20 protein-coding genes and 4 pseudogenes are annotated in these 21,749 nt (G+C 60.9%); 7 read left to right on the forward strand and 17 right to left on the reverse strand.

Translation table 11 applies throughout. From position 1 onward, the window contains the following. The first annotated feature begins 25 nt into the window (after positions 1-25). From NL528_RS06105 to NL528_RS06115, 3 genes are read left to right on the forward strand one after another with little or no spacing between them, the layout of a single operon-like run. Positions 26-634, forward strand: a complete 609-nt coding sequence (locus NL528_RS06105; protein ID WP_309181799.1) for a carboxymuconolactone decarboxylase family protein — start codon at positions 26-28, stop codon at positions 632-634. After that, the gene (locus NL528_RS06110) at positions 615-1,724 is read left to right on the forward strand and encodes an aminotransferase class I/II-fold pyridoxal phosphate-dependent enzyme (protein WP_309181800.1); all 1,110 of its coding nucleotides are present in this window, start codon (positions 615-617) and stop codon (positions 1,722-1,724) included. The genes NL528_RS06105 and NL528_RS06110 overlap by 20 nt, the downstream gene beginning before the upstream one ends. After that, positions 1,685-3,124: an FAD-binding oxidoreductase gene (locus tag NL528_RS06115; protein WP_309181801.1), complete on the forward strand. Its 1,440-nt coding sequence runs from the start codon at positions 1,685-1,687 to the stop codon at positions 3,122-3,124. Before NL528_RS06110 ends, NL528_RS06115 begins: the two co-directional genes overlap by 40 nt. Positions 3,125-3,169: 45 nt before the next feature. Here the strand turns inward: NL528_RS06115 and NL528_RS06120 are convergent, their stop codons facing one another. Genes NL528_RS06120 through hutI form a run of 4 tightly spaced genes read right to left on the reverse strand, consistent with a single transcriptional unit; the run spans position 3,170 to position 7,443 of the window. Then, on the reverse strand, positions 3,170-3,718 hold the full coding sequence (locus NL528_RS06120) for a HutD family protein (protein WP_309181802.1): 549 nt from the start codon (positions 3,716-3,718) through the stop codon (positions 3,170-3,172). A gap of 37 nt (positions 3,719-3,755) precedes the next feature. Continuing rightward, the gene (hutU, locus tag NL528_RS06125; RefSeq protein WP_309181803.1) at positions 3,756-5,420 is read right to left on the reverse strand and encodes a urocanate hydratase; all 1,665 of its coding nucleotides are present in this window, start codon (positions 5,418-5,420) and stop codon (positions 3,756-3,758) included. Beyond that, positions 5,417-6,244, reverse strand: coding sequence for an N-formylglutamate deformylase (gene hutG, locus NL528_RS06130; RefSeq protein ID WP_309181804.1), 828 nt, complete (start codon positions 6,242-6,244; stop codon positions 5,417-5,419). The genes hutU and hutG overlap by 4 nt, the downstream gene beginning before the upstream one ends. Then, positions 6,241-7,443: an imidazolonepropionase gene (gene hutI / locus NL528_RS06135; RefSeq protein ID WP_309181806.1), complete on the reverse strand. Its 1,203-nt coding sequence runs from the start codon at positions 7,441-7,443 to the stop codon at positions 6,241-6,243. Before hutI ends, hutG begins: the two co-directional genes overlap by 4 nt. A gap of 114 nt (positions 7,444-7,557) precedes the next feature. On the opposite strand from hutI, the gene NL528_RS06140 reads away from it, so the two are divergent. Further along, positions 7,558-8,973 (forward strand): formimidoylglutamate deiminase, encoded by a 1,416-nt coding sequence (locus NL528_RS06140; protein WP_309181807.1) that lies wholly within the window; start codon positions 7,558-7,560, stop codon positions 8,971-8,973. A gap of 28 nt (positions 8,974-9,001) precedes the next feature. Next, positions 9,002-9,706, forward strand: a complete 705-nt coding sequence (gene hutC / locus NL528_RS06145; RefSeq protein ID WP_309181808.1) for a histidine utilization repressor — start codon at positions 9,002-9,004, stop codon at positions 9,704-9,706. 612 nt (positions 9,707-10,318) lie between these two features. Here the strand turns inward: hutC and NL528_RS06150 are convergent. Both NL528_RS06150 and NL528_RS06155 read right to left on the reverse strand, forming a co-directional pair. Then, positions 10,319-11,380: pseudogene (locus NL528_RS06150) on the reverse strand (IS630 family transposase); the annotation flags it as partial. Between the two features lie 602 nt (positions 11,381-11,982). Next, positions 11,983-12,750, reverse strand: coding sequence for a heme-binding protein (locus NL528_RS06155; RefSeq protein ID WP_309184816.1), 768 nt, complete (start codon positions 12,748-12,750; stop codon positions 11,983-11,985). A gap of 82 nt (positions 12,751-12,832) precedes the next feature. On the opposite strand from NL528_RS06155, the gene NL528_RS06160 reads away from it, so the two are divergent. Next, positions 12,833-13,090, forward strand: a complete 258-nt coding sequence (locus NL528_RS06160; RefSeq protein ID WP_309181809.1) for a hypothetical protein — start codon at positions 12,833-12,835, stop codon at positions 13,088-13,090. A 619-nt stretch (positions 13,091-13,709) separates the two neighbouring features. Here the strand turns inward: NL528_RS06160 and NL528_RS06165 are convergent. The 11 genes and pseudogenes from NL528_RS06165 to NL528_RS06215 all read right to left on the reverse strand — a co-directional run bounded on the left by NL528_RS06165 (position 13,710) and on the right by NL528_RS06215 (position 21,145). Further along, positions 13,710-14,204, reverse strand: a complete 495-nt coding sequence (locus NL528_RS06165) for a YHS domain-containing (seleno)protein (protein WP_309181810.1) — start codon at positions 14,202-14,204, stop codon at positions 13,710-13,712. A 220-nt stretch (positions 14,205-14,424) separates the two neighbouring features. Beyond that, on the reverse strand, positions 14,425-14,904 hold the full coding sequence (locus tag NL528_RS06170; RefSeq protein WP_309181811.1) for a DoxX family protein: 480 nt from the start codon (positions 14,902-14,904) through the stop codon (positions 14,425-14,427). An 18-nt stretch (positions 14,905-14,922) separates the two neighbouring features. Beyond that, positions 14,923-15,429 (reverse strand): hypothetical protein, encoded by a 507-nt coding sequence (locus tag NL528_RS06175; RefSeq protein ID WP_309185367.1) that lies wholly within the window; start codon positions 15,427-15,429, stop codon positions 14,923-14,925. A gap of 21 nt (positions 15,430-15,450) precedes the next feature. Then, positions 15,451-15,678: pseudogene (locus NL528_RS06180) on the reverse strand (DNA-binding domain-containing protein); the annotation flags it as partial. A gap of 9 nt (positions 15,679-15,687) precedes the next feature. Continuing rightward, on the reverse strand, positions 15,688-16,542 hold the full coding sequence (locus tag NL528_RS06185) for a DUF692 domain-containing protein (RefSeq protein ID WP_309181812.1): 855 nt from the start codon (positions 16,540-16,542) through the stop codon (positions 15,688-15,690). Between the two features lie 68 nt (positions 16,543-16,610). Next, complete coding sequence (locus NL528_RS06190; protein ID WP_309181813.1) at positions 16,611-16,889, reverse strand: DUF2282 domain-containing protein; 279 nt, start codon at positions 16,887-16,889, stop codon at positions 16,611-16,613. Between the two features lie 612 nt (positions 16,890-17,501). Further along, positions 17,502-18,134, reverse strand: a pseudogene (locus tag NL528_RS06195) (IS630 family transposase); the annotation flags it as partial. Between the two features lie 160 nt (positions 18,135-18,294). Next, positions 18,295-18,666, reverse strand: a complete 372-nt coding sequence (locus tag NL528_RS06200; protein ID WP_309181814.1) for a hypothetical protein — start codon at positions 18,664-18,666, stop codon at positions 18,295-18,297. Between the two features lie 13 nt (positions 18,667-18,679). Further along, positions 18,680-20,311, reverse strand: a complete 1,632-nt coding sequence (locus NL528_RS06205) for an IS66 family transposase (protein WP_309184817.1) — start codon at positions 20,309-20,311, stop codon at positions 18,680-18,682. Between the two features lie 94 nt (positions 20,312-20,405). Then, complete coding sequence (tnpB, locus tag NL528_RS06210; protein ID WP_309181815.1) at positions 20,406-20,753, reverse strand: IS66 family insertion sequence element accessory protein TnpB; 348 nt, start codon at positions 20,751-20,753, stop codon at positions 20,406-20,408. Further along, positions 20,750-21,145 (reverse strand): transposase, encoded by a 396-nt coding sequence (locus NL528_RS06215; protein ID WP_309181816.1) that lies wholly within the window; start codon positions 21,143-21,145, stop codon positions 20,750-20,752. Before NL528_RS06215 ends, tnpB begins: the two co-directional genes overlap by 4 nt. Positions 21,146-21,159: 14 nt before the next feature. Here NL528_RS06215 and NL528_RS06220 point away from each other — a divergent pair. Further along, positions 21,160-21,723: pseudogene (locus NL528_RS06220) on the forward strand (IS3 family transposase); the annotation flags it as partial. Positions 21,724-21,749: the final 26 nt, after the last annotated feature.

The raw sequence follows: 21,749 nt of genomic DNA on the forward strand, positions 1-21,749 counted from the left end.
TGTTCCGAACCGAAGGTCCGAATCGATGTGGATTAGCCATATTCCTTATGCCGAGGCCAATGGCCGCCTCAAGGCGCTCTACGATCGGGTCAAGGGTCCGGACGATAACGTCGACAACATCATGCTGGCGCACAGTTTGCGGCCGCACAGCATGGAAGGCCACATGGCGCTCTATAAATATGTGCTGCACCATGCGGCTAACACGACGCCAAAGTGGTTTCTTGAAACGCTCGGTGTCTATGTCAGCCAACTCAACGATTGCGCCTATTGCGTCGACCATCACTTTTCAGGCCTGAAGCGACTGCTCAAGGACGAGGCGCGCGCCAGCGCGATTCGAAGTGCGCTTCAGTCCGGATCGTTCTCGGGTGTGTTCACCGATGCTGAAGCGATTGCGCTTCGGTATGCGGACGTTCTGACGCGGACACCGCAGGCGCAGGATGCCTTGAAAAGCTGCGTGGACGCGATGCGCAGGGCGGGCGTCGACGACGGACAAATTCTCGAGGTCAACCAGGTGGTCTCGTACTTCAATTATGCCAATCGAACGGTGGTCGGTCTCGGTGTCACCACGGACGGTGACATTCTTGGTCTCTCCCCCGGTAATTCGGAAAATCCTGATGACTGGTCGCATGCCTGACAGTGTCGTTACGCCGCGCATTCTGCGGCTCGAAATCGTCCCGCCACAGGTGACGCCGCCCGATCTCGGCGCCGACCTGCCGGTTCGCAGTCTGCACCTCAACGAATCACCATTCCCGCCGGCGCCTGCCGTCGTCGAGGCGATGCGAAAGGCTACCGCCGAACTCAATCGTTATCCGGATCACGACGGCAAGGATCTTGTCGCCGCGCTGGCGCAGCGCACCGGCGCTTCCGCGGAGAATATCGTCATCGGGTCGGGCTCCAACGAACTGCTTTATGCCAGCGCGGATATCACGCTGGACGCAAACGATGAGGCTATCGCGCCCGTTCCCGGCTTTCCGACCTATGCCAAGACGATTGCGATGCGCGGCGCGGTTCATGTTGGCGTCGCCGTGCGTGAGGACGGCGTCGTCGATATCGAGCGGACGCTGGCTGCCGTGACACCACGGACACGACTGGTGTTCGTGGCTTCGCCGCACAATCCCACCGGCGGCTTGCTCGGTCAGGCGGAGATCGAACATCTCGTCAAGCACCTTCCGGACGATCTGCTGCTGCATTTCGATGAAGCTTACTATGAATTCGGCCGCCATGCCGGTGGGCCGGAGAGCTTACCGCTGCTGGCGCAGCGGCGCGGGCCATGGATCGCGACGCGGAGTTTTTCCAAGGCCTATGGCCTCGCCGGCGTTCGCGTCGGCTATGGCATCACCAGTTCACGGGAACTGGCCGATTTCTATCGCAAGATCAGAGTCAATTTCAGCATCAATGCGATTGCCCTTGCCGCGGCCAGGACGGCGCTCGACCAGGAGACCCATCTCGCCGCGCTGCTGGAGCATACCGCAACCGAACGCCGGCAGTTGTCGCTCGGCCTTCAGCAACTCGGATTCCGCGCGCTGCCGAGCGCGGCGAATTTCGTGACGGTCATCACGCCGCGCCCCGCCGCTGCCATCGCCGCCGAGCTCAAGGCGAAGAACATCTTCGTTCTGGCATTTCCGTGGCCCGGGACGCCGGGCGCGCTGAGGATCACAATCGGATCGCGTGAGGACACCGCCGCATGTCTCGCGGCGATCGGCGGGATCGTGCAGCCGACATGACCGGCCTTGCCGCAGCGCTCCGCGCATTCGTCGGGGCGGACGCCGTTTTGGACAAGGCCGAGGACATCGCCGGGTATCGCGGTGACCTGGCGTGCCCGACCGGCGGCGACATCCTGTGCGTGGTCCGGCCGCGGACGACGCAGGAGACCGCCGTGGTCGTCAAGGCATGCGCGGCGGCGGGTGTCTCGCTGGCGCCGCGCGGTGGTGGCACCGGACTCGCAGGAGGTGCGACGCCGGAGCCGGGGCGTTCCAGCGTCGTCATTTCATTCGAACGTATGCGCCAGATCCGATCGATCGATCCGATCGGCAATGTGATGGTCGTCGAAGCGGGATGCACGCTGCACGCGGCGCAGCAGGCCGCCGCCGATGCCGGGCGGTTTCTGGGTCTCGATCACGGCGCCGCCTCGAGCCAGATCGGCGGCAACCTGTCGACCAATGCCGGCGGAAACAACGTGCTTCGCTACGGCATGGCGCGCGATCAGGTGCTTGGCCTCGAAGTGGTGCTGGCGGACGGCCGGGTGATATCGCGGCTGATGCCACTGCGAAAGAACAATGCGGGCTACGACCTCAAGCAGGTTTTCCTGGGCTCGGAAGGCACGCTCGGCCTGATCACGGCGGCAGCCCTCCATCTTCGTCCTGCCGCTGTCGTGTCGGCGACTGCCTGCATCGGCGCGGCGTCGCTTGAGGCCGTGCTGGAATTCTTCGTGCTGGCGCGTCGGACTCTTGGCGAGGCGATCAGCGCCTTCGAGATCATGCCGCGCGAAGGGTTGGAATTTCATTTCGCCCACATTGGCAAGCGACGTGAGCCGTTTGAAGCCCGAACGCCGTGGATCGTGCTTGTCGAAGCGGATAGCGCCAGCGCGTATTTCAATCTCGCGGAGGCATTCGAGGCGCTGCTGGCCACCGCAATCGAGAACGGAATGGTGGTCGATGGCACCATTGCCGCAACGCAAGCGCAACGCCAGGCCTTGTGGTCGCTGCGGGAGGGCATCGCCGTGGCGATGGTCGAGGCGCCGGGAAGCCTGAAGAGCGATACCGCCGTGCCGGTTGCAGCGATTGCCGAATTCGTCGCGCAGGCACGCGTCTCGGTGGATGACGTCGTGCCGGGCTGCATTCCGGTCCCGTTCGGCCACGTCGGCGACGGCAATATTCACTTCAATGTGCTGCCGCCGGTGGGCATGTCGTCGGCCGATTTCAGCGCGAAATGGTCCGATCTCGCGCGCGCCATCGAGGATGTTGCCTTGTCGCTCGGCGGTACCATCAGTGCCGAGCATGGCATCGGTCTGGTCAAGCGCGTTGCGCTGAAACGCGCGCTGTCATCGACCGAGCTCGATGTGATGCGGACTCTGAAGCTGGTTTTCGATCCTGGAAACATTTTGAATCCGGGAAAGATCCTTTAGCGCCGTCCTCTTCGCGTGAACCGGTATCCATTTCGCAAAATGGCTCTAGGCGTTCCAGATCTCGATCAGAAACAGATCCGCATCGCTGGGCGATGACGCGGTGAATTCCTGCGCATCTCCGGCGGAAAAGATCATCGCATCTTTCGGTCCGAGCGTGAACCTGTCTTGTTCGGTTCGAACGTCGACGCTGCCATCGATCGCGACGACGATGCCGATATGGCCCTGCCAACCGATTTTTGTGGGCGTCGCAACGGGATGGCGCGAGACGCGGTGATCGCAGCGACCGCGCCGCGTCATCACATTGAGATCGTCGATCGGCCCGGCGGTCAGCAGACTTTCGACCGCGACGTCGCCGGCGAAGCGGAACGGTTCGGACCGCCAGTTAAGTGAGACGCTGTCCTCGTCGGCAAGGGCCAGTGTGATGCCGGCGCCCTCGATCACGCTCAGGGTGCGATCGATGTTCGGGAACAACGAGAACGGTCCGGGCACGGCGACATGCGCCATGCTGATGCGCCAGTCGAAGGTCTCGAACGACGCTTCGGCGGGCGAAACCATCATTTCGATGGTTTCGCCGCCGCCGTTCTTCCACGGCATTCGCCGATAATCCTGCGCTCGCAGCACGCGCATGGCGTCAGGTGATGCTTGGGAGCTTCAGATCATGTTCTTTGGCGCAGGCGATCGCGATGTCGTAACCGGCATCGGCGTGCCGCATGACGCCGGACGCGGGATCATTCCAGAGCACGCGCTCAAGCCGCTTCGCCGCCTCAGGAGTGCCGTCGGCGACGATCACCATGCCGGCGTGCTGAGAATAGCCGATGCCGACGCCGCCGCCGTGATGCAGCGAAACCCAGGTGGCCCCGCTGGCGCAGTTAATGAGCGCGTTGAGCAACGGCCAGTCCGATACCGCGTCGGAGCCGTCCTTCATTGCCTCGGTTTCGCGGTTCGGACTGGCAACGCTGCCGGAATCGAGATGGTCGCGCCCGATCACGATGGGCGCCTTGAGTTCGCCGCGCGCCACCATCTCATTGAAGGCGAGTCCGATGCGATGGCGGTCGCCGAGACCGACCCAGCAAATGCGCGCCGGCAATCCCTGGAACTTGATGCGGTCGCGCGCCATGTCCAGCCAGTTGTGGAGATGCGCATTGTCAGGCAGCAGCTCCTTCATCTTGGCGTCGGTCTTGTAGATATCTTCGGGATCGCCGGACAGCGCGGCCCATCGGAACGGTCCGATACCGCGGCAGAACAGCGGACGAATATAGGCCGGCACGAAGCCCGGAAAATCGAACGCGTTTTCGAGGCCTTCTTCCTTGGCCATCTGGCGAATGTTGTTGCCGTAGTCGAGCGTCGGCACGCCCATCTGATGGAAGGCAAGCATCGCGCGGACATGATCGACCATGGAGCGGCGCGCCGCGCTGCCGACGGCTTTCGGATCGGTCTCGCGCTTGGATTCCCAATCGGTCAGGCTCCACCCCTTCGGCAGATAGCCGTTGATCGGGTCGTGGGCGGATGTCTGGTCGGTGACCACATCGGGGCGCACACCGAGCCGCACCAATTCGGGCAAGATCTCGGCGGCATTGCCCGGCAGGCCAACGGACAGCGGCTTCTTCTCCTTGCAGGACTTCTCGATAATGGCGAGGGCATCCTGCAGGTCTTTCGCCTGAACATCGAGGTAGCCGGTGCGCAGACGCATTTCGATGCGGCTGGGCTGGCATTCGATGGCCAGGCAGGAGGCGCCGGCCATGGTCGCGGCCAGCGGCTGTGCGCCGCCCATGCCGCCGAGTCCGGCGGTCAGAATCCATTTTCCGGCGAGGCTGCCGCCATAATGTTGACGACCGATCTCGATGAAGGTCTCGTAGGTGCCCTGGACGATGCCCTGCGAGCCGATATAGATCCACGAGCCGGCCGTCATCTGGCCGTACATCATCAAGCCTTTGCGATCGAGTTCGTTAAAGTGATCCCAGGTGCCCCAATGCGGCACCAGATTCGAGTTGGCGATCAGCACGCGCGGCGCGTCCCGATGTGTCCGAAAAACCCCGACGGGCTTTCCCGATTGCACGATCAGCGTTTCATCGTCCTCGAGATCGCGCAGCGACGCGACGATGCGATCGAAACTCTCCCAGTTGCGGGCGGCGCGACCGATGCCGCCATACACCACGAGCTCGCCGGGCTTTTCGGCCACGTCGGGATCGAGGTTGTTCATCAGCATGCGCAGCGGCGCTTCGGTGAGCCAGCACTTGGCCGACAGTTCGGTGCCGTGCGCGGCGCGAATGACGCGGGCGTTATCGATACGGGTCATGACAAATTCCTCTCGTGAGCAAAACTAAGACAGGATTTCAGAATGCCTTCCAATGCGTCGCGCATCGGTTGGGCGTAGGTCGGATCGTAGGATGCCGGCCATTCGCCTTCGGCGACGGGCCCGAGCCGCTCAGGCATGTAGCCGCGACACGCCAGCTCCATCTGAATGGTGTGCACACCGTTTTTCGGGTCGCCGTGGCGGCGGGTAATCCAGCCTCCGGTAAAGCGGCCGTTGGTGACGTGTGTGAAGCCGGTCTTGGCGCAGATGGCTTCGACGCCTGCGGTCAAAGCCGGATCGCAGCTCGCGCCGGAATTGGTACCAATATTGAAGTTCGGCAACTCACCATCGAACAGCCGGGGGATGACGGACCGGATCGAGTGACAGTCGTAGACAGCGACGGTCGGAAACAGCTGTCGAAGGCGCACGATCTCCTGTTCCAGTCTCGCATGGTATGGATCGAAATATTGCGTGCGACGCTCGGCAATCTCGGCCGGGACCAGTTCGGCGCCACTCTTGTAAAGCGGCTCACCATCGAAGGTCGTCGTCGGGCACAGTTCGGTGGTCTGCTGACCAGGATAAAGCGTGGTGCCGGCCGGGTTGCGGTTCACGTCGATCACGGTGCGCGATATCGCGGTGTGAATGGTGGTCGCGCCGAGATCCGCAGCGAAGGCGTAAAGTTTGTCGATCCACCAATCCGCGTCCTTGCGGGCGATCCATGGCGAGACCAGACGGCTTTCCAGTTCGGCCGGAATCTCGGTTCCGGTATGTGGAAATGAAACGATCAGCGGTGCGTCACCGCGGCGGACAGTCAACCAGGGCGTCATGCTCCCCTCCAGACACGTTGAAAAAGCGGGTTAAAGCCGATGCGATAGACCAGCTCGGCCGGCCGCTCGATGTCCCAGATCGCGAGATTGCACCATTTGCCGGTTTCCAACGTCCCGACGTCCGACAGACGGCCGAGCGCACGCGCGGCTTCGCGCGTGGCGCCAGCGATCAGTTCGTCCACAGTCAGGCGGAACAGTGTTGCGCCCATATTCATGGTCAGCAGCAGTGACGTCAGCGGCGAAGTGCCCGGATTGCAATCGGTCGCAATCGCGATTTTCACCCCATGCCGGCGAAACACTTCCACCGGCGGCATTTTCGTCTCGCGCAGCACATAGAATGCGCCCGGCAGCAGCACAGCAACCGTTCCGGCCTTGGCCATCGCGATAGCGCCGTCCTCGTCGGTATATTCGAGATGGTCCGCCGACAGTGCGCCATGTTCCGACGCGAGGCGCGCGCCGTGCAGGTTCGAGAGCTGGTCCGCATGCAGCTTGATCGCGAGTCCGGCGGCCCGGGCCGCGTCGAACACGCGAGCGGTTTGCTCCGGCGAAAACGCAATCCCCTCGCAAAACGCGTCGACCGCATCCGCCAGATGATCGCGTGCGATGACGGGAATCATGTCGCAGACCGCGGCGATGAAGCGATCCTTGTCGGTGTATTCGGGCGGTAGCGCATGGGCCCCCAGGAACGACGTCGTGACATCGATGGGACGTTCCTTGCCTAGACGTCGGGCGGCCCGCAGCAGGCGGCATTCGCTATCCAGATCGAGGCCGTAGCCGGATTTGATCTCGATCGTCGTGACGCCTTCGGCGATCAGATGATCCAGCCGCGGCAGCGAGGCCTTGACCAGATCGTCTTCGCTCGCAGCCCGCGTGGCCTTGACGGTGAAAACTATGCCGCCGCCGGCCCGCGCGATGTCTTCATAGCTGGCGCCCGCCAGTCGCAGTTCAAACTCGTGGGCCCGGCTTCCGCCGTAGACCAGATGGGTATGGCAGTCGACCAGTCCCGGGGTTACCCACCGGCCATCGAGCCGCGTCGTTTCAGCCGCGCTCCAGTTGCCAGGCAAATCGGAGGCCGCGCCGACGAAAGCGATCCGGCCATCCTTTGCCGCGATCGCAGCGTTCTCGATGATACCGAGCCCGGCACTTGCTGGATTGACCGTGACCAGCCGTGCATCGATCCAAATCCTGTCATACTGCATGCGCCCTCGCAGAATGCCGCCGCCGTTCCATGGCGTTTCAATTGTCTATACATAATTGCGTGCCGGTCTTCAATTGTCTATACTTAATTGATCAGCAGTGGAGACTGGCCTGGAATGACCCCACAGAAAACGCACAACGCTTCCGATCGGAAGCAACCGGCGGCAGGTCATAAGCTGTTTTTCGACCACGCATTTTTGCCCAACGGCTGGGCCCGCAATGTCCGTCTTTCGGTCGTGGATGGCATCATTGCAAATGTCGAGATCGATGCCGAGCGCGGCGACAGCACATACGTGAAGGGTTTGGCGCTGCCGGGCCTTCCCAACCTTCATTGTCATACTTTTCAGCGCGGGATGGCTGGACTGTCCGAGCGCCGGGGGGCGGGCAACGACAGTTTCTGGACGTGGCGCGATGTGATGTATCGCTTCCTCGGTCGTCTTTCCCCCGACGACGTCGAAGCCATCGCGGCTTACGCCTATGTTGAAATGCTCGAGCAGGGTTTCACGTCGGTCGCTGAATTCCACTACGTGCATCACGATATCGACGGATCGCCTTATGCCGATCTGGCCGAGATGGCGTCACGGATCGTCGCGGCCGCATCGGCGACCGGGATTGGACTAACGCTATTGCCGGCGCTCTATAACTACGGCGGCTTTGGTGGTGTAGCGCCTGCTGCTGGTCAACGCCGCTTCCTGAATGATCCCGACAGATTCCTGAGATTGCTTGAAGGCACGCGGGCGGTTGCCGCGACGTTACCTTCGACGGCGGTCGGGATCGCCCCGCATTCGTTGCGCGCGGTGACACCGGCCTCGCTGCGGACTGTCGTTCAGGGCGCCGGCGCCGGCCCCATCCACATTCACGTCGCCGAACACGTCAAGGAAGTCGAGGACTGCATCGCCTGGTCCGGTCGCCGACCGGTCGAATGGCTGATGGAAAACATATCTGTCGATCAGCGCTGGTGCCTGATCCATGCGACCCACATGACAGCTGATGAAACGCGCGCACTGGCGCATTCGGGCGCGGTGGCAGGCCTTTGCCCGATCACGGAAGCGTCGCTAGGCGACGGCATTTTCAACGGTCCCGATTTTCTGGCGGCCGGAGGGCGGTTCGGTCTGGGCACCGACTCCAACATCGAGATCGATGCCGCGGGTGAATTGCGGCTGCTCGAGTATAGTCAGCGCCTTGGCAATCGCGGGCGCAACATCATGACAACGAAGCCGGGTGAATCGACGGGCGAGCGCCTCTTTGTGGAGGCGCTTGCAGGCGGCGCGCAGGCGCTCGCGCGTCCGGTCGGCGCCATCGCGATCGGCCGTCGCGCGGATATTGTGGCGCTTGACGCCGAGCACACGAGCTTCGCAACGACGCGTGCCGGGCACTGGCTCGATTCGTGGATTTTCGTTCCAGGGCGTCCGGCCGTGCAGACGGTCCTTGTCGGCGGCAAGATCGTCGTCGAAGAGGGGCGTCATTGGCAGAACGAAGCGATAACCGTTCGATATCGCGCGGCGCTCGCGAGGCTGGTGAATGATTCCTAGCACGCCAACTCTGGACAAAAAGAGCACCGTGGCGCGTTACGCGGAAATTCAGCGCGCGCTGGAGACCGCTATTTTTTCGGGCGATTGGCCGCCGGGCGCGCGCGTGCCGTCCGAGCAGGAGCTGCTGAAGCAATACCGCTGCTCGCGAATGACCGTCAACAAGGCGCTGAGCGCGCTGGCGGCGTCAGGGCTGATCGTTCGCCGTCGTCGGTCCGGGAGTTTCGTCGCGACGCCTGAAGCCGAGAAGAATGTCCTGCAGATTTCCGACACCGAAGACGAGGTCGTGCGGGAGGGCAAATCCTATCGGATGGAGTTGCTGTCCAGCAAAGTGCGAAAATCAACCGCGCAGGATAGCGCTCATCTGGGCGTACCGGTCGGCACCCGGGTTCTCGCGCTCACATGTGCTCATTTCGCTGACGATCGGCCAATCCTGTTCGAGCACCGCTTGATCAATCTCGTTGCGGTGCCTTCGGCGGAAAAAGTCGATTTCAGCGGCCAGTCGCCAGGGAACTGGCTGCTCGCGAAAGTGCCGTGGAGCGAGGCTGAACATCACATCCGCGCGCGGAACGCCAGCGCCGAAGTCGCGGCGGCGCTTGATATCAAGAAGGGCGATGCCTGCCTCGTCGTGGAGCGCAGAACGCAACACGTCAGCCAGTTCATCACCCACGTTATGCTGTTCTATCCCGGTCAAAGCTATCATCTGGTGGCCCGGTTCAATCCATCGGGAGGGTAAGACCTGCACGGGCCAACGCAATGCCGCCGAACGAACGCTGTGTCCGTCGTCAGATGATTTAAGACTTGTCAGGCGTTTTGAGAAGGGAGGCTCTGGCTCATCAGGGTTAGAGTTTAAGCGGCCTGCAGCTGATGCTGCAAGCGTCACATAGCCGCGTGGAAGGCAATCGAACAGTTTCAGCTTCATTGTGCGTTCAAGGCTGTCAACGCACCGCGCAACGGTCGAATGATCGGCGCGGGGCCGTCTGGCTGTTGCCGCGATGTTGCGCGGCATCTACTATTCTTTCGCTTTCGTTCTTACGAGATTGTAGCCGGTGGTCGCCAAATGCCGTCGATCTTGCGTTGCGCATCCTTGAGTAGGACGTAGCAAACTCACCCTGAGTTCTCGCGCGCGGCGGCCAAGGATCAGCCGACACTCCTCCGGAGAGACGAACATGCGCATGGTTGTGGACAGCAACTTCCTGAGAAGCGAAGAACTTCGTTCTCATCTTTCGAGGTCGCGCTTCAACGACGTTGTCGTGTGCGATTTCGTCGAACTTGAAATGCTGAAAGGGGAGTCACTAACGACGATAATGGAGTCGACGAAGATCCTTGCCGACTTCCCCAAGCAAATGACGGAAGCCAAAATCTGGTCTGCGGACTTGGTCCATTTGAAGGGCTTCGGGTTTCTGTTGTGCAGGTCGATGAAGGTGCGGATGTCGGCCTCGAGCTGCCTGACGGAGGTGTGGACACCTCGCTGGATCTGCTTTCTGGTGAGTTCAGCGAACCAGCGCTCGACCTGATTGATCCATGACGCGGAAGTCGGCGTAAAATGGACGTGATAGTGAGGCCGGCGGGCGAGCCACGCTTTGATCTTGGGTGTCTTGTGGGTGACGTAGTTGTCCATGACGATATGGACATCGAGGCCTTCAGGAACTTGGGCATCGATCTCTTTTAAAAACTTCAAGAACTCGACTGCTCGATGGCGCTTGTAGCATTTGCCGATGACGAACCCCGAGGCGACATCGAGCGCGGCAAACAGCGAGGTCGTACCATGCCGCACATAGCTGTGCGTACGACGTTCCGGCACGCCAGGCATCATCGGCAAGACCGGTTGCTCGCGATCGAGTGCCTGAATCTGGCTTTTCTCATCGATGCTGAGGACAAGGGCTCGGTTCGGCGGGGACAGATAAAGGCCGACGATATCGCGCACCTTGTCGACGAACAGCGGATCGCTCGACAACTTGAATGTCTGGCTACGGTGCGGCTGCAAGCCGAACGCCGACCACATTCGGCGGATCGTGGTGTGGGAAAAGCCGGTTTCCGCGGCCATCGAGCGGATCGACCAGTGTGTCGCATCGGTCGGCGTCGTACGCAATGTCCGCTCGATCACGGCAGCAACTTGATCGTCGTTGATGGTTCGAGGACGGCCAGGACGGGCCTCGTCAAGCAGGCCATCACAGCGATCCTTCAAAAATCGGCGGCGCCACTTGCCAACGGTATGTTCGTGGAGGCCGAGTTCGGCAGCCACAGACTTGCTTGGCAATCCATCCGCACATCGTAGGATCGCGCGGCATCGCTCAGATAGCGACCGGGCAACACGATGACGACGAACTTGCCTCTCCAAGTACACCCGCTCCTGCGGACTCAGAACCAACGGCGCGATCGGCCGGCCTCTCACACCTGCATTCGCCACAAGCGCTCTCCTCTATAGAGATTCGAGCTATCATATAATGTGACGAACTTATGCCTGTAAGGGCCTGAACGCATGCAAGGGTCAGGGCTTTGCTGAACTGACCAAGGGTGAATGTGCCGCCGCCAAAGGCAAGTTCAAGCCTGCTTAGTCTTCAGGAGTTGGGGCCCGGCAGAACGTCGGGTCCGTCTTCTTTTGTAGAGCAATTGTGGAAGCGGACTGCCCCGAGACCTCCGTGCGATTTTGCGCCCAAAATGGATTTGGATTGTCCATGAGCTATTGGACATGCGATTCAGAACCGACGATTTTTCCGCTTCCAATCCCAAATTAGAGCTCGCCCCCGTCTGACCTTGCGGATCACGTCGCTTACCGCACTATCGTCGATGCTCACCTCAGATGGCCACCATCAGTATAGGTGGTAGCGTGTCCCCGCAACCAAACCTGTCGCATTGTCGAGACGAAGCAGCCTGCCTTTGGCGGGCTTCTTCTTTTCGCGAGAAACGCTCGGCCGCAAAAGGCAGTGGCGGCACGTCCCGTTCTATCCAGTGCACCAACTTACGACAAAAACCCGCCGACCTTCCTCCCGCGGATCGGTTAGCGCGCGGCTATCTGAGTCGGTCAGCGATTTTGGCAACGGCTGCTTGGGCGCAAACCTCGTCCTTATCGCCTCCCGGAGCGCCGCCGACGCCAATAGCGCCGACGACATCTTCGCCCGACTTGATAACCACGCCTCCGGGTACCAGGAAGACGCCGGGGAGATGCTGCAGCGGCCCGAAGGCTGGGCCACTGCTCACCCTCCCAACGACGGCGCTCGTCGTGCTTTCACCAAAATTCGGGCCAAGCGAGACTGCGCCGTAGGATTTGCCGTGACTGCTGTCGAGGGTATGTGGCGGGGCCAGGTCGCCTTTGGCGACGGCTTTGACAAGGCCGGACGCATCCACCACCGTCGCAGTGACGCGATAGCCGGATTTTTCGCAAACGGTCACCGCTTCCATAGCACCAACCGCATGAGATTTAGGACCATCACTAACTGTAACCAAGTGAATATTTCGCCAGTATTCTGGAATGACAAGCGGGCGTGCGACGATGCCGTCATGGATTATTGAATGTTCGGGGAAGAATCCGAAGCCGAAACGGCTTGCCACCATCGCAAGGACCCAATCGTCCCGGTCGCTTTTGTAGATGAGACTCCACTTGAATGTTTCGGGATAGCCAAGCGCCTGAATGATGACGGGATCGAAGCGCTCGTAGTGGCTTTGCAAATAATGTTTTGTCCAAGCCGATGGGTACGTTGATATCAGTTGTGGGGCAACTCCTGGCCGGTTCGATATGGGGAGATACGCGAAGCATGACAGGTCGAGCGCAGCGAAGATATTTGTTTTGCTACGGGGTCTTTGGAGGTCGTACGGCCCTCATGGCTCGCTTGATGTCAACCCAAGTCTGGAGAAATCTGTCATGAAACTTAACCCAAAATCTGGAGCGGCGATCGCCGCAGCTGCTGCCACTCTGTTCCTGGCTGGGGCGAACATGTCGACGGTCGCCTATGCGGCAGGCGAAGGCCACTGCATCGGCGCCAACGCCTGCAAGGGCCAGAGCGCCTGTAAGGGTGGCAATCACGCCTGCAAGGGTCAGAATGCCTGCAAGGGCCAGGGCTTTTCGGAGTTGACCAAAGCCGACTGCGCCGCTGCCAAGGGCAAGTTCAAGGCCGGTTGATTCAGCCACATTCCGAAGTTAAGGGTCCGGCGTGTGCCGGGCCCGAGTTCCGTGATATGGTCAATCGCAAGAAGTTGGACGCGTCGTCCTTTATATCGCCGGGTCGGCATCCGGTGCCGACGTAGTTTCGCCGAGCCAGCATGAACGTCGCGGGCAAGTTGCCAAATTCGGCGGCGGAGATTTCACTTCCAGACCGTCATATTCCGTCTGCCAAGCCTTTGTTATGACTGTCGATCATCGTATCTTGTGGGTTTTCACGCTTCTGCAACTAAGGGAGCAGTCAAACCTGGACGAACAATCCCTCGCTGATCCGCTTCCTAGCACGATCCGCCCCCCCTTACACACCGCGAGGTACCTGACCGAGTTCGCTCGCTTGACCGACACTGTCGTTTATTGCATGGCCCTTGGACCCGAGCGCCGAATTTCATTGGATCGCTCATTGCCGCCGCTGAGACCGGTTGGTACCGCGCGCACCACCAAGCTTTCAAGCAATTAGCTGGCGCGAAAGAGCAGCTGCGTTGTCAGGGTCGTTTTGGGGGGCGGTCCGGCCGAACCGTAACGCGCTTTCGTCGTTGCAGCACGACAACCCCGCCCCCGTATCGAGTAGGTCGAGCGTGTTTTAATGCTGCAGTTCGCTCGGGGCCTTGTTCTTGACGTCCGTCCAATTTGAGTTGGCGGACTTGATGTTGCCAGCAATGTCTTCATCCCAGCGCTTGGCCACTGCGGGGGCGAGATTGAGATAGAGCTTGTTGTCGACGATCTTCCAAACAGTCGGATCGCCGTCGACCTTGTAGCCTTTAGCCGTACCGAACGCGCAGAAACCGCCATATTCCGGCAGATACTTGGCCGGATCCTTCAGGAAGAGCGCCTTATGATCTTCTGAGGCGAAGCGATAGGTCGCTCCGTCCTGCTGGGCAGTGATGGTGAAGTCGCCGATGACCGGCTTGCCGTCGGTGAAATAGGCAACCGGGTCATAGCCGCGCAAGGCGAGTCCGGTGATGGTGGCGTTTATTTCCGGTCCGGGTCCGGCTGCGAACGCCGGAGCACCTGCAACAATGCCCGTCACGAAGGCAACCGCAGTCGCTAGCCTAATGAGTGTGTGCTTGATCTTCATGTTATCACTGTCCTAGTTAATGCAGCTACTCGGCACGATGCGAGACGCTGCTTTCATTACGAACCTGGAGATGTCTCAACCGTCGAGCCGGGATCGCTTTCGCGAAAACACCTTCTCCTGAGGAAATTCGTAAACTCAGTCCGGTTGTTACAGGGGCGGTCCTCGAAAATGTTCACGCACCGATCACGTCAACGCGACCGGCGCGCCAGGCGAGGATAGATCAGGAGCGGCCGAGCTTGCGCGCAACCAAGTGATCGAGTGAAAAGAGCCCAGGTCCACGAGCGATCACCAGAAGAAAGCAGGCGGCCCAGGTGCCATGCGTCGGCCAGGCCTCAGGATAGATGAAGATTTCGATGACCAGCGTCATACCGAGCAGGGCGAGAGCGGAAAACCGGCTTGCCAAACCAATGACCAGCAGAACTGGGAATAAAAATTCACTGAGGGCAGCAACATGTGCGGCTACCAAAGGGTCAATCAAGGGCACCTTGTATTCGTTCTGGAACAAATAGACCGCGTTGCTGGAAACGTGCCAGCCATCCAGCTTGGTTTGCCCGGATTGCCAGAACACAGCGCTCACCGAGATGCGTGCGATCAGTGCGATGACATCGTGAGGGATGACACTGAAGAGTCCGATCAGGCCGTTGACCTTTTCTGATATTGCATGCGGTACAACGCTTGAGACCGTTCGAGCCTGATCCATTTTTTCTCTTTCGGCAGTTTATTTGATGGTTGCTACGGCGCCGCTGCGCAGCAGGCCAGCAAGGTTTGCGACGAGATCGAATCCGTTGGCGTTGGCCAGTGCCGCCTCAACTGCGGCACCCAGCGTCGCTCCCGTCATCAGTGCAGTGAGAAATACCGCTCCCCCGGGAGGAAGTCGCTGAACGAGGACCGTGAGATGAGGGCGGGCGACCAGGGCGTCCTCACCGATCCATGTCTTGATCGGTGCCAATTTCAGTTCGCCAGCATTCATTGCCCAGATCGTTACGATCGGATGGACCGACCTGACCAGCGACACCGACGGGTGAAAAGCAAGGGTGATGGCCGGGAGAGTATTGGGATCGAACTCCGCGAGAATAGCGGGTTCAAGCGGCGACAGGTCCGCGGCATGATACGCCTTGCCGCGGGCCGCTTCGAGCCTCACCACATCGGGCAGATAGCTGAGCCCTGCCGCCGGATGGTAGGTCTCCACGAAGTCGGCGAAGTCATCGCCATAGTCGAGCAACATTGGCGATCTTGGCGGGTGCAGTGCGATGAACGCCCGCGCCATCGCAGCGAAGAACGCTTCCCCGACAATTGTCTCGCCAACCGGAAATCGAGACGCGAGCGCGCGAACAAGCCCGTCCCTCACGTTGTTTCGATAAATGCCAAAACGGCGCTCGGGACGCGCGAGATTCCAAGCGGTCAGCCCGCCGGGAACAGGTTGGTCGAGGTCGAGGAGGGCACCTGCGAACCGGCCCTGCGTTGCGATGGACATGACCGTTGCTCAAGCCGCGACGCGTTGTGCGGCGCTATCGAGGACAGCCTGCGCCGCCGCCGCCTCCTGCCGCAACAAGGGCCAATGGGGTACGTTGTTATCCCACTCGACGAGGCTGGCGATCCGACCGGTCATCGAGATCACTTCAGAGTAGAGACTCCATACACGATCCGTCACAGGCGTATCGTGCGAATCGATCAGCAGCGGCGCACCGACGTCATCCAGGGCTTCCGAATGCCCACTGAGATGGATTTCGCCGACTGCTTCTATCGGAAAATCGGCAAGATATTTGCTTGGGTCCAACTTGTGATTGATGCAAGCAACCAGGACATTGTTGACATCGAGCAACAGACCGCAGCCTGTCCGGCCGACGAGCTCTGTTAGAAACGCGGTTTCCGGGATCGTGCTCTCTTCGAAGAAGAGATAGGTGGCGGGATTTTCAAGCAACATCTGGCGGCCGAGCACACTTTGCACTTGGTCAATATGCTCGGCGACACGTGCCAGCGTCGCTTTCGTGTAAGGCAGCGGCAAGAGGTCGTTTAGAAAGATGCCGTCGTGGCTGGACCACGCGAGGTGCTCGGAGAAGCTTTCAGGCTCATAGCGTCCGCATAGGCCCTTCAATCGCTGGAGATGATCCTGGTCGAGCGCTTGCATCGAGCCGATCGACAAACCGACGCCGTGAATCGACAACGAGTAGTCTTCACGCAAGCGACTAAGCCGCGCGTGCGGCGGTCCGCCTGCGCCCATATAGTTCTCCGCGTGCACCTCGAAGAAACCGATTGGCTGTCGTTCGGAATTGATCGCCGAAAAATGCTCAGGCTTAAATCCGACGCCCGAAAGGCAGGGAAGCTGAGATGACTTCACAACGACTCTCTTTCGATCAAAATGGAGCGCAGTGGCGCAAGTTGACCCGCGCCATCTCAGGATCGGGACTAAGCCTTATCCGGCTTAAGCGAGCCATGACCGTTCGGGGTTACAATACTGGTGCAGGTGCCAGCTGGTACCAGCTTCCAGGCATTTTTTTGGTAGTCGACCTTCGACGTCGCAGCGCATGAAGTGCCCGCACCGGCTGCACAATCATTCTGTCCTTTGAGGGCGACGCCATAGCATTTTTCCTTGCCGGTATCCTGCGCCGAGGCCGGTGTTGCTATCGCCGCAAGGGCGGAAGCCAGCGAACCCGCCAGGACCAAAGTAAACGAATTGCGATCCATGCGATCATCTCCCTGAAATCGAGCCACGATCGGCTCGTTATGATTATTCGGAGCGATGGGTGCCGTTGTTACCTTATTCAATCTTTTTTCTGCTCTCTAATTTGCCGCTCGCGGGGACTGTCTGCAAGCTACAATGCCGGCGTAACCCCTTGTTTGAAGGGGCGCAAAAGCGCAAAAGAAGTGGGTCAGTTTGATTGTGGCAGAACTCCGGGGTTGGGAGACGAAGGGTATAAAGCGCATATTCAGAGCGCGAACGGCACAACGCCGCCCAAGCGGAATATGACCGCTCGGCAGTGTTGGTCAGTCTCCGGGGCCCCTGTGTGTACCGAAAACCCTATCCCAGTTTATCGAGCGATAGAAGCGGCTAAATTGGCGCGATGATCGCGCTGGTCTGCTTCGTTCTGGCCGCACCGGCTTCACCATTCAAGTCGAAGAGCCGGCTTGGAACCGAGAATGCGGCGCTTCGGCAACTTATTGTCTTGCGACGCAGGGTAAGGGGGAGGGCCCAGCTTACGAACAGCGATCGCTGGTTCTTCGTCCAGGTCTATCGCTGGTTCCCGTCGATCCTTCAGGTTCTCACAATCATCCGCCCCGAGACCCTAGTGCGTTGGCATAGCTGTGCGTACGACGTTCCGGCACGCCAGGCATCATCGGCAAGACCGGTTGCTCGCGATCGAGTGCCTGAATCTGGCTTTTCTCATCGATGCTGAGGACAAGGGCTCGGTTCGGCGGGGACAGATAAAGGCCGACGATATCGCGCACCTTGTCGACGAACAGCGGATCGCTCGACAACTTGAATGTCTGGCTACGGTGCGGCTGCAAGCCGAACGCCGACCACATTCGGCGGATCGTGGTGTGGGAAAAGCCGGTTTCCGCGGCCATCGAGCGGATCGACCAGTGTGTCGCATCGGTCGGCGTCGTACGCAATGTCCGCTCGATCACGGCAGCAACTTGATCGTCGTTGATGGTTCGAGGACGGCCAGGACGGGCCTCGTCAAGCAGGCCATCACAGCGATCCTTCAAAAATCGGCGGCGCCACTTGCCAACGGTATGTTCGTGGAGGCCGAGTTCGGCAGCCACAGACTTGCTTGGCAATCCATCCGCACATCGTAGGATCGCGCGGCATCGCTCAGATAGCGACCGGGCAACACGATGACGACGAACTTGCCTCTCCAAGTACACCCGCTCCTGCGGACTCAGAACCAACGGCGCGATCGGCCGGCCTCTCACACCTGCATTCGCCACAAGCGCTCTCCTCTATAGAGATTCGAGCTATCATATAATGTGACGAACTTGCGTTCCAGATGACCATGATCAGGACCGAGAAATTTTTGATATCCGAAAGAAGCGACGGAAGCAGCGTATCCACCCGGTGAGCCCCGCGGGGTAGCTGGACCTGCGGTGTTCAAAAGGGATGGAACAATCCATCGGACTTTAGCGCGTCGATCGCTTCGGCGAGGGTAAGGCCGCGATACAGGCAGAACCATTCTCCGGTGTGGCGGTGCCACTGGAGGTCGAAGCGATCGCGGTTAATCCGGTCGAGGCGGGCGAAGGGCGCGTCAAACTCTTCGCCGAGATTCTCCGGGAAGCCGGAGCGGTAGCGCTGAATGAAGCGATACTTGGTGCCGTGCCACTTGCCGAGGATATCGACCGGATAGTTGAACTGCGTCGGCCGAATGGTGGGCAGGAAGCGGGGCTTCAGGAAGTCGTCGATCAGGTGCTGGCAGGCAGCGGTCACCGCCGATTTTTCTGCTGCGGAAAAACCGCTCGATCTCATGTGTCCTCTTGGCTCACGCGGCTTTGGCGTGGCTTGGCATAGGCTTTCGCCAGTTCCAGGGCAGAAGCTCATCCAGCCTGTGGACGGCATGGTCGTTGATCCGGGCGAGCATATCGGCAAGCCAGGCCTGCGGGTCGGTGTCGTTGAGCTTAGCCGTCATGATCAAGGTGGCCATGACGGCAGCACGCTCGGCACCACGATCGGAGCCCGCGAACAGCCAGGATTTGCGGCCCAGGGCAAAGCCGCGCAGGGCACGCTCCGCTGCGTTGTTGGTGAGGCAGATCCGCCCATCGTCGATGAAGCGAGCGAACCGATCCCAGCGCTTCAACATGTAGTCGATCGGCTCGGCGACCGGGGATGACTTCGAGAGGCGGGAGCGCTGCTCACGCAGCCACGCTTCCAGCGCGGCCAGGAGTGGCGCGCTCCGTTCCTTGCGGATGCCCAGCCGCTCTTCCATGGCAAGGCCGTTGATGCCGCGCTCGATCTCGAACAGGGTGTCAATGCGTTTGACTGCCTCCAGTGCGATCGGCGAGATCGCTCCCGCATTCTTGCCTCGTCTTGCATTGGCGGCGATGTCCGCCAGTTCGAAGAACTGCCGCCTGGCATGGGCCCAGCACAGCGCCGACGTGATCGGCCCCTCCGCCCGCGAGGGATCGTACAACTCATTGTAGCCGTTGTAGGCATCCGCCTGCAGGATACCGCTGAAGGCCTTCAGATGCCGCACGGGATGTTCGTGCCTCCGGTCGCGTGAGGCATAATACAGCGCCGCCGGTGGCGCCCGACCGCCAAAGGGGCGGTCGTCGCGGACATAGGTCCAGATGTGTCCCTTGATCGTCTTGCCCTTCGCCAGGATCGGCACGTTTGTGTCGTCGCCGTGCAGGCGCTCGGCACCGAGCACATGCGCCTCGATCAGTTCGCGCAGCGGCTGCAGCACGGTCGTACACGCGCCGACCAGGTCGGCCAGCGTCGACAGGCTCAGGTCGACGCCTTCCCGGGCATATCGTTCGCTCTGCCGGTTCAAGGGCTGATGCTGGCCGAACTTCTCGAACAGGATCATCGCCAGCAGGTTCGGCCCGGCGAAGCCCCGCGGCGTCACATGGAACGGCGCCGGAGGCTGGGCGATCTTCTCGCAGGCCCGGCAAGAGAACTTCTCGCGCACGGTCTGGGTCACCTTCCACTGCCGCGGGACAACTTCCAGCGTCTCGGTGATGTCTTCGCCAAGCTTCGACAGCCGGCTCGAGCCGCAGCAGGGACAACTGGCCGGCGCCGGGATCACGATGCGCTCGCGCGGCAGATGATCGGGGAATGGCTTGCGCGATGGCCGCTTGCGCTGGAACGACTGGACGGCCTGAGATCTCGCCGCCGCCTGCTCGGCCGCCAGTTCATCCTCGGTGGCCGATGCTTCCAGCTCCTCGAGCTGAAGCTCCATCTGCTCCAGCAGGCGTGCCGTGCGTTCCGATCGGGTGCCATAAAGCTGGCGCCGCAGCTTCTCGATCTCGAGCCTGTAATGGCTGATCAGCGCTTCCGTGCTCGCCAGATCCGCTCTTGCATGGGCGGCGTCGGCCTCGGCACTCACGGCCTCAGCCTGCGCCCTTGCAGCCAGCGCTTCCGCCTCAATCCGCGCGGCGCGCTCGGCGAGGATCATCGCATGCGCAGTGGCAAGATCGGTGGGGAGCGATTCAGAACTGTCGGTCACGGTCCGATGGAATCACATCCATCGATAGCCGCAAGCAGAATCATCACCCCATCGACGTCGGACGCCAGCTCTCTTGCGGATGGCGCCAGTCGATCCCCGACAACAGATAACCGAGCTGCGCCGGTGAGATCGTCACTACGCCGTCGGCGACGCTCGGCCACAGGAATCGGCCGTGTTCCAGCCGTTTGGTGAACAAGCAGGCGCCCTGGCCATCATGCCAGATCACCTTCAACAGGTCGCCGCGCCGGCCCCGGAAGCAGAACAGATGACCGCTCAGCGGATCGCGCTGCAACATCTCCTGAACCAGGAGTGCCAGGCTCGCAAAGCCCTTCCTCATGTCGGTATGGCCCGTCGCAAGCCACACCCGCACTCCAGTCGGCAACGGGATCATCGGGCCCGTCCCCCCGACAGCGCTGCCACCGCCGCCGTCAACGTCGCGGGATCGACCGCGCCCGTGATCCGAAGCTGCGCTCCGCTCGCAAACGCGATCTCGATCGTTCCACCAGTTCCAGCGCGGGACGTCCATGCCGGCTGCTCCGGCGCAACCGAGACTGCCGCAAATTGTACCGCGTCCTCCTGCCGCAACGTCGGCGCGGGTTCGAAGGCGCCTGTTCGCGCCTGCCGCCGCCAAACGGTTAGCAGATTGGGATGCACATCATGCCGCCGCGCCACCTCGATGACGCGGGCCGAAGGCGCCTGGCTCTCCTCGACGATCCGAAGCTTCTCGACCGTGGTCCATCGCCGCCGCCGCTCCGGACCAGATAGAACCGAAACCTTGCTCACGTTTGCTCGTTTGCTTGCAAATCAATCTGCAAACTATCGCTCGAAAGGTTGCCGCCCGGAAGGCGGCTCTCACCGGAGGGTTACGATTCCGCTTCATCGAAGATCGCCGCGCTGACTACCCGGTGACGATCCTGTGCGACGTGCTCGCCGTCTTGCCGGCCGGCTATTATGCCTGGCGCACGCGCCTGGAGAGCCGGCGATCGGCCGCCAATCGTGAGCTCGTCGAAGACATCAGACGGGTCCATCGCGATACCTGCGGACGCTATGGCAGCCCCCGCATCCACGTCGAGTTGAAGGCGCAAGGCCGCAGGGTGAGCCGCGGTCGCATCGAGCGATTGATGCGTTATCACGGTATCAGGGCCATCATGGCGCGGCCACGCCGGGTGCGGACCATCGACAGCCGCCACGACTTGCCGATCGCTCCGAACCTGATCGGCCGCAACTTCACCGCCACTGCACCGAACCGGATATGGCTCGCCGACATCACTTATGTCGAGACCGATCAGGGCTGGCTCTATCTGGCCGCCGTTATGGATCTCTACAGCCGCAGGATCGTCGGCTGGGCGATGGCGGATCATTTGCGTGCCGAGCTGCCGCTGGTGGC

The organism is Bradyrhizobium sp. Ash2021, from assembly GCF_031202265.1.
GTDB lineage: Bacteria > Pseudomonadota > Alphaproteobacteria > Rhizobiales > Xanthobacteraceae > Bradyrhizobium.

What these genes read in the sequence shown, in the direction of transcription:
- NL528_RS06105 (WP_309181799.1), top strand. Translation starts at nt 26, where the DNA reads ATGTGGATTAGCCATATTCCTTATGCCGAGGCCAATGGCCGCCTCAAG.
- NL528_RS06110 (WP_309181800.1), top strand. Translation starts at nt 615, where the DNA reads ATGACTGGTCGCATGCCTGACAGTGTCGTTACGCCGCGCATTCTGCGG.
- NL528_RS06115 (WP_309181801.1), top strand. Translation starts at nt 1,685, where the DNA reads ATGTCTCGCGGCGATCGGCGGGATCGTGCAGCCGACATGACCGGCCTT.
- NL528_RS06120 (WP_309181802.1), bottom strand. Translation starts at nt 3,718, where the DNA reads ATGCCGTGGAAGAACGGCGGCGGCGAAACCATCGAAATGATGGTTTCG.
- hutU (WP_309181803.1), bottom strand. Translation starts at nt 5,420, where the DNA reads ATGACCCGTATCGATAACGCCCGCGTCATTCGCGCCGCGCACGGCACC.
- hutG (WP_309181804.1), bottom strand. Translation starts at nt 6,244, where the DNA reads ATGACGCCCTGGTTGACTGTCCGCCGCGGTGACGCACCGCTGATCGTT.
- hutI (WP_309181806.1), bottom strand. Translation starts at nt 7,443, where the DNA reads ATGCAGTATGACAGGATTTGGATCGATGCACGGCTGGTCACGGTCAAT.
- NL528_RS06140 (WP_309181807.1), top strand. Translation starts at nt 7,558, where the DNA reads ATGACCCCACAGAAAACGCACAACGCTTCCGATCGGAAGCAACCGGCG.
- NL528_RS06160 (WP_309181809.1), top strand. Translation starts at nt 12,833, where the DNA reads ATGAAACTTAACCCAAAATCTGGAGCGGCGATCGCCGCAGCTGCTGCC.
- NL528_RS06165 (WP_309181810.1), bottom strand. Translation starts at nt 14,204, where the DNA reads ATGAAGATCAAGCACACACTCATTAGGCTAGCGACTGCGGTTGCCTTC.
- NL528_RS06170 (WP_309181811.1), bottom strand. Translation starts at nt 14,904, where the DNA reads ATGGATCAGGCTCGAACGGTCTCAAGCGTTGTACCGCATGCAATATCA.
- NL528_RS06175 (WP_309185367.1), bottom strand. Translation starts at nt 15,429, where the DNA reads ATGTTGCTCGACTATGGCGATGACTTCGCCGACTTCGTGGAGACCTAC.
- NL528_RS06190 (WP_309181813.1), bottom strand. Translation starts at nt 16,889, where the DNA reads ATGGATCGCAATTCGTTTACTTTGGTCCTGGCGGGTTCGCTGGCTTCC.
- NL528_RS06200 (WP_309181814.1), bottom strand. Translation starts at nt 18,666, where the DNA reads ATGAGATCGAGCGGTTTTTCCGCAGCAGAAAAATCGGCGGTGACCGCT.
- NL528_RS06205 (WP_309184817.1), bottom strand. Translation starts at nt 20,311, where the DNA reads ATGATCCTCGCCGAGCGCGCCGCGCGGATTGAGGCGGAAGCGCTGGCT.
- tnpB (WP_309181815.1), bottom strand. Translation starts at nt 20,753, where the DNA reads ATGATCCCGTTGCCGACTGGAGTGCGGGTGTGGCTTGCGACGGGCCAT.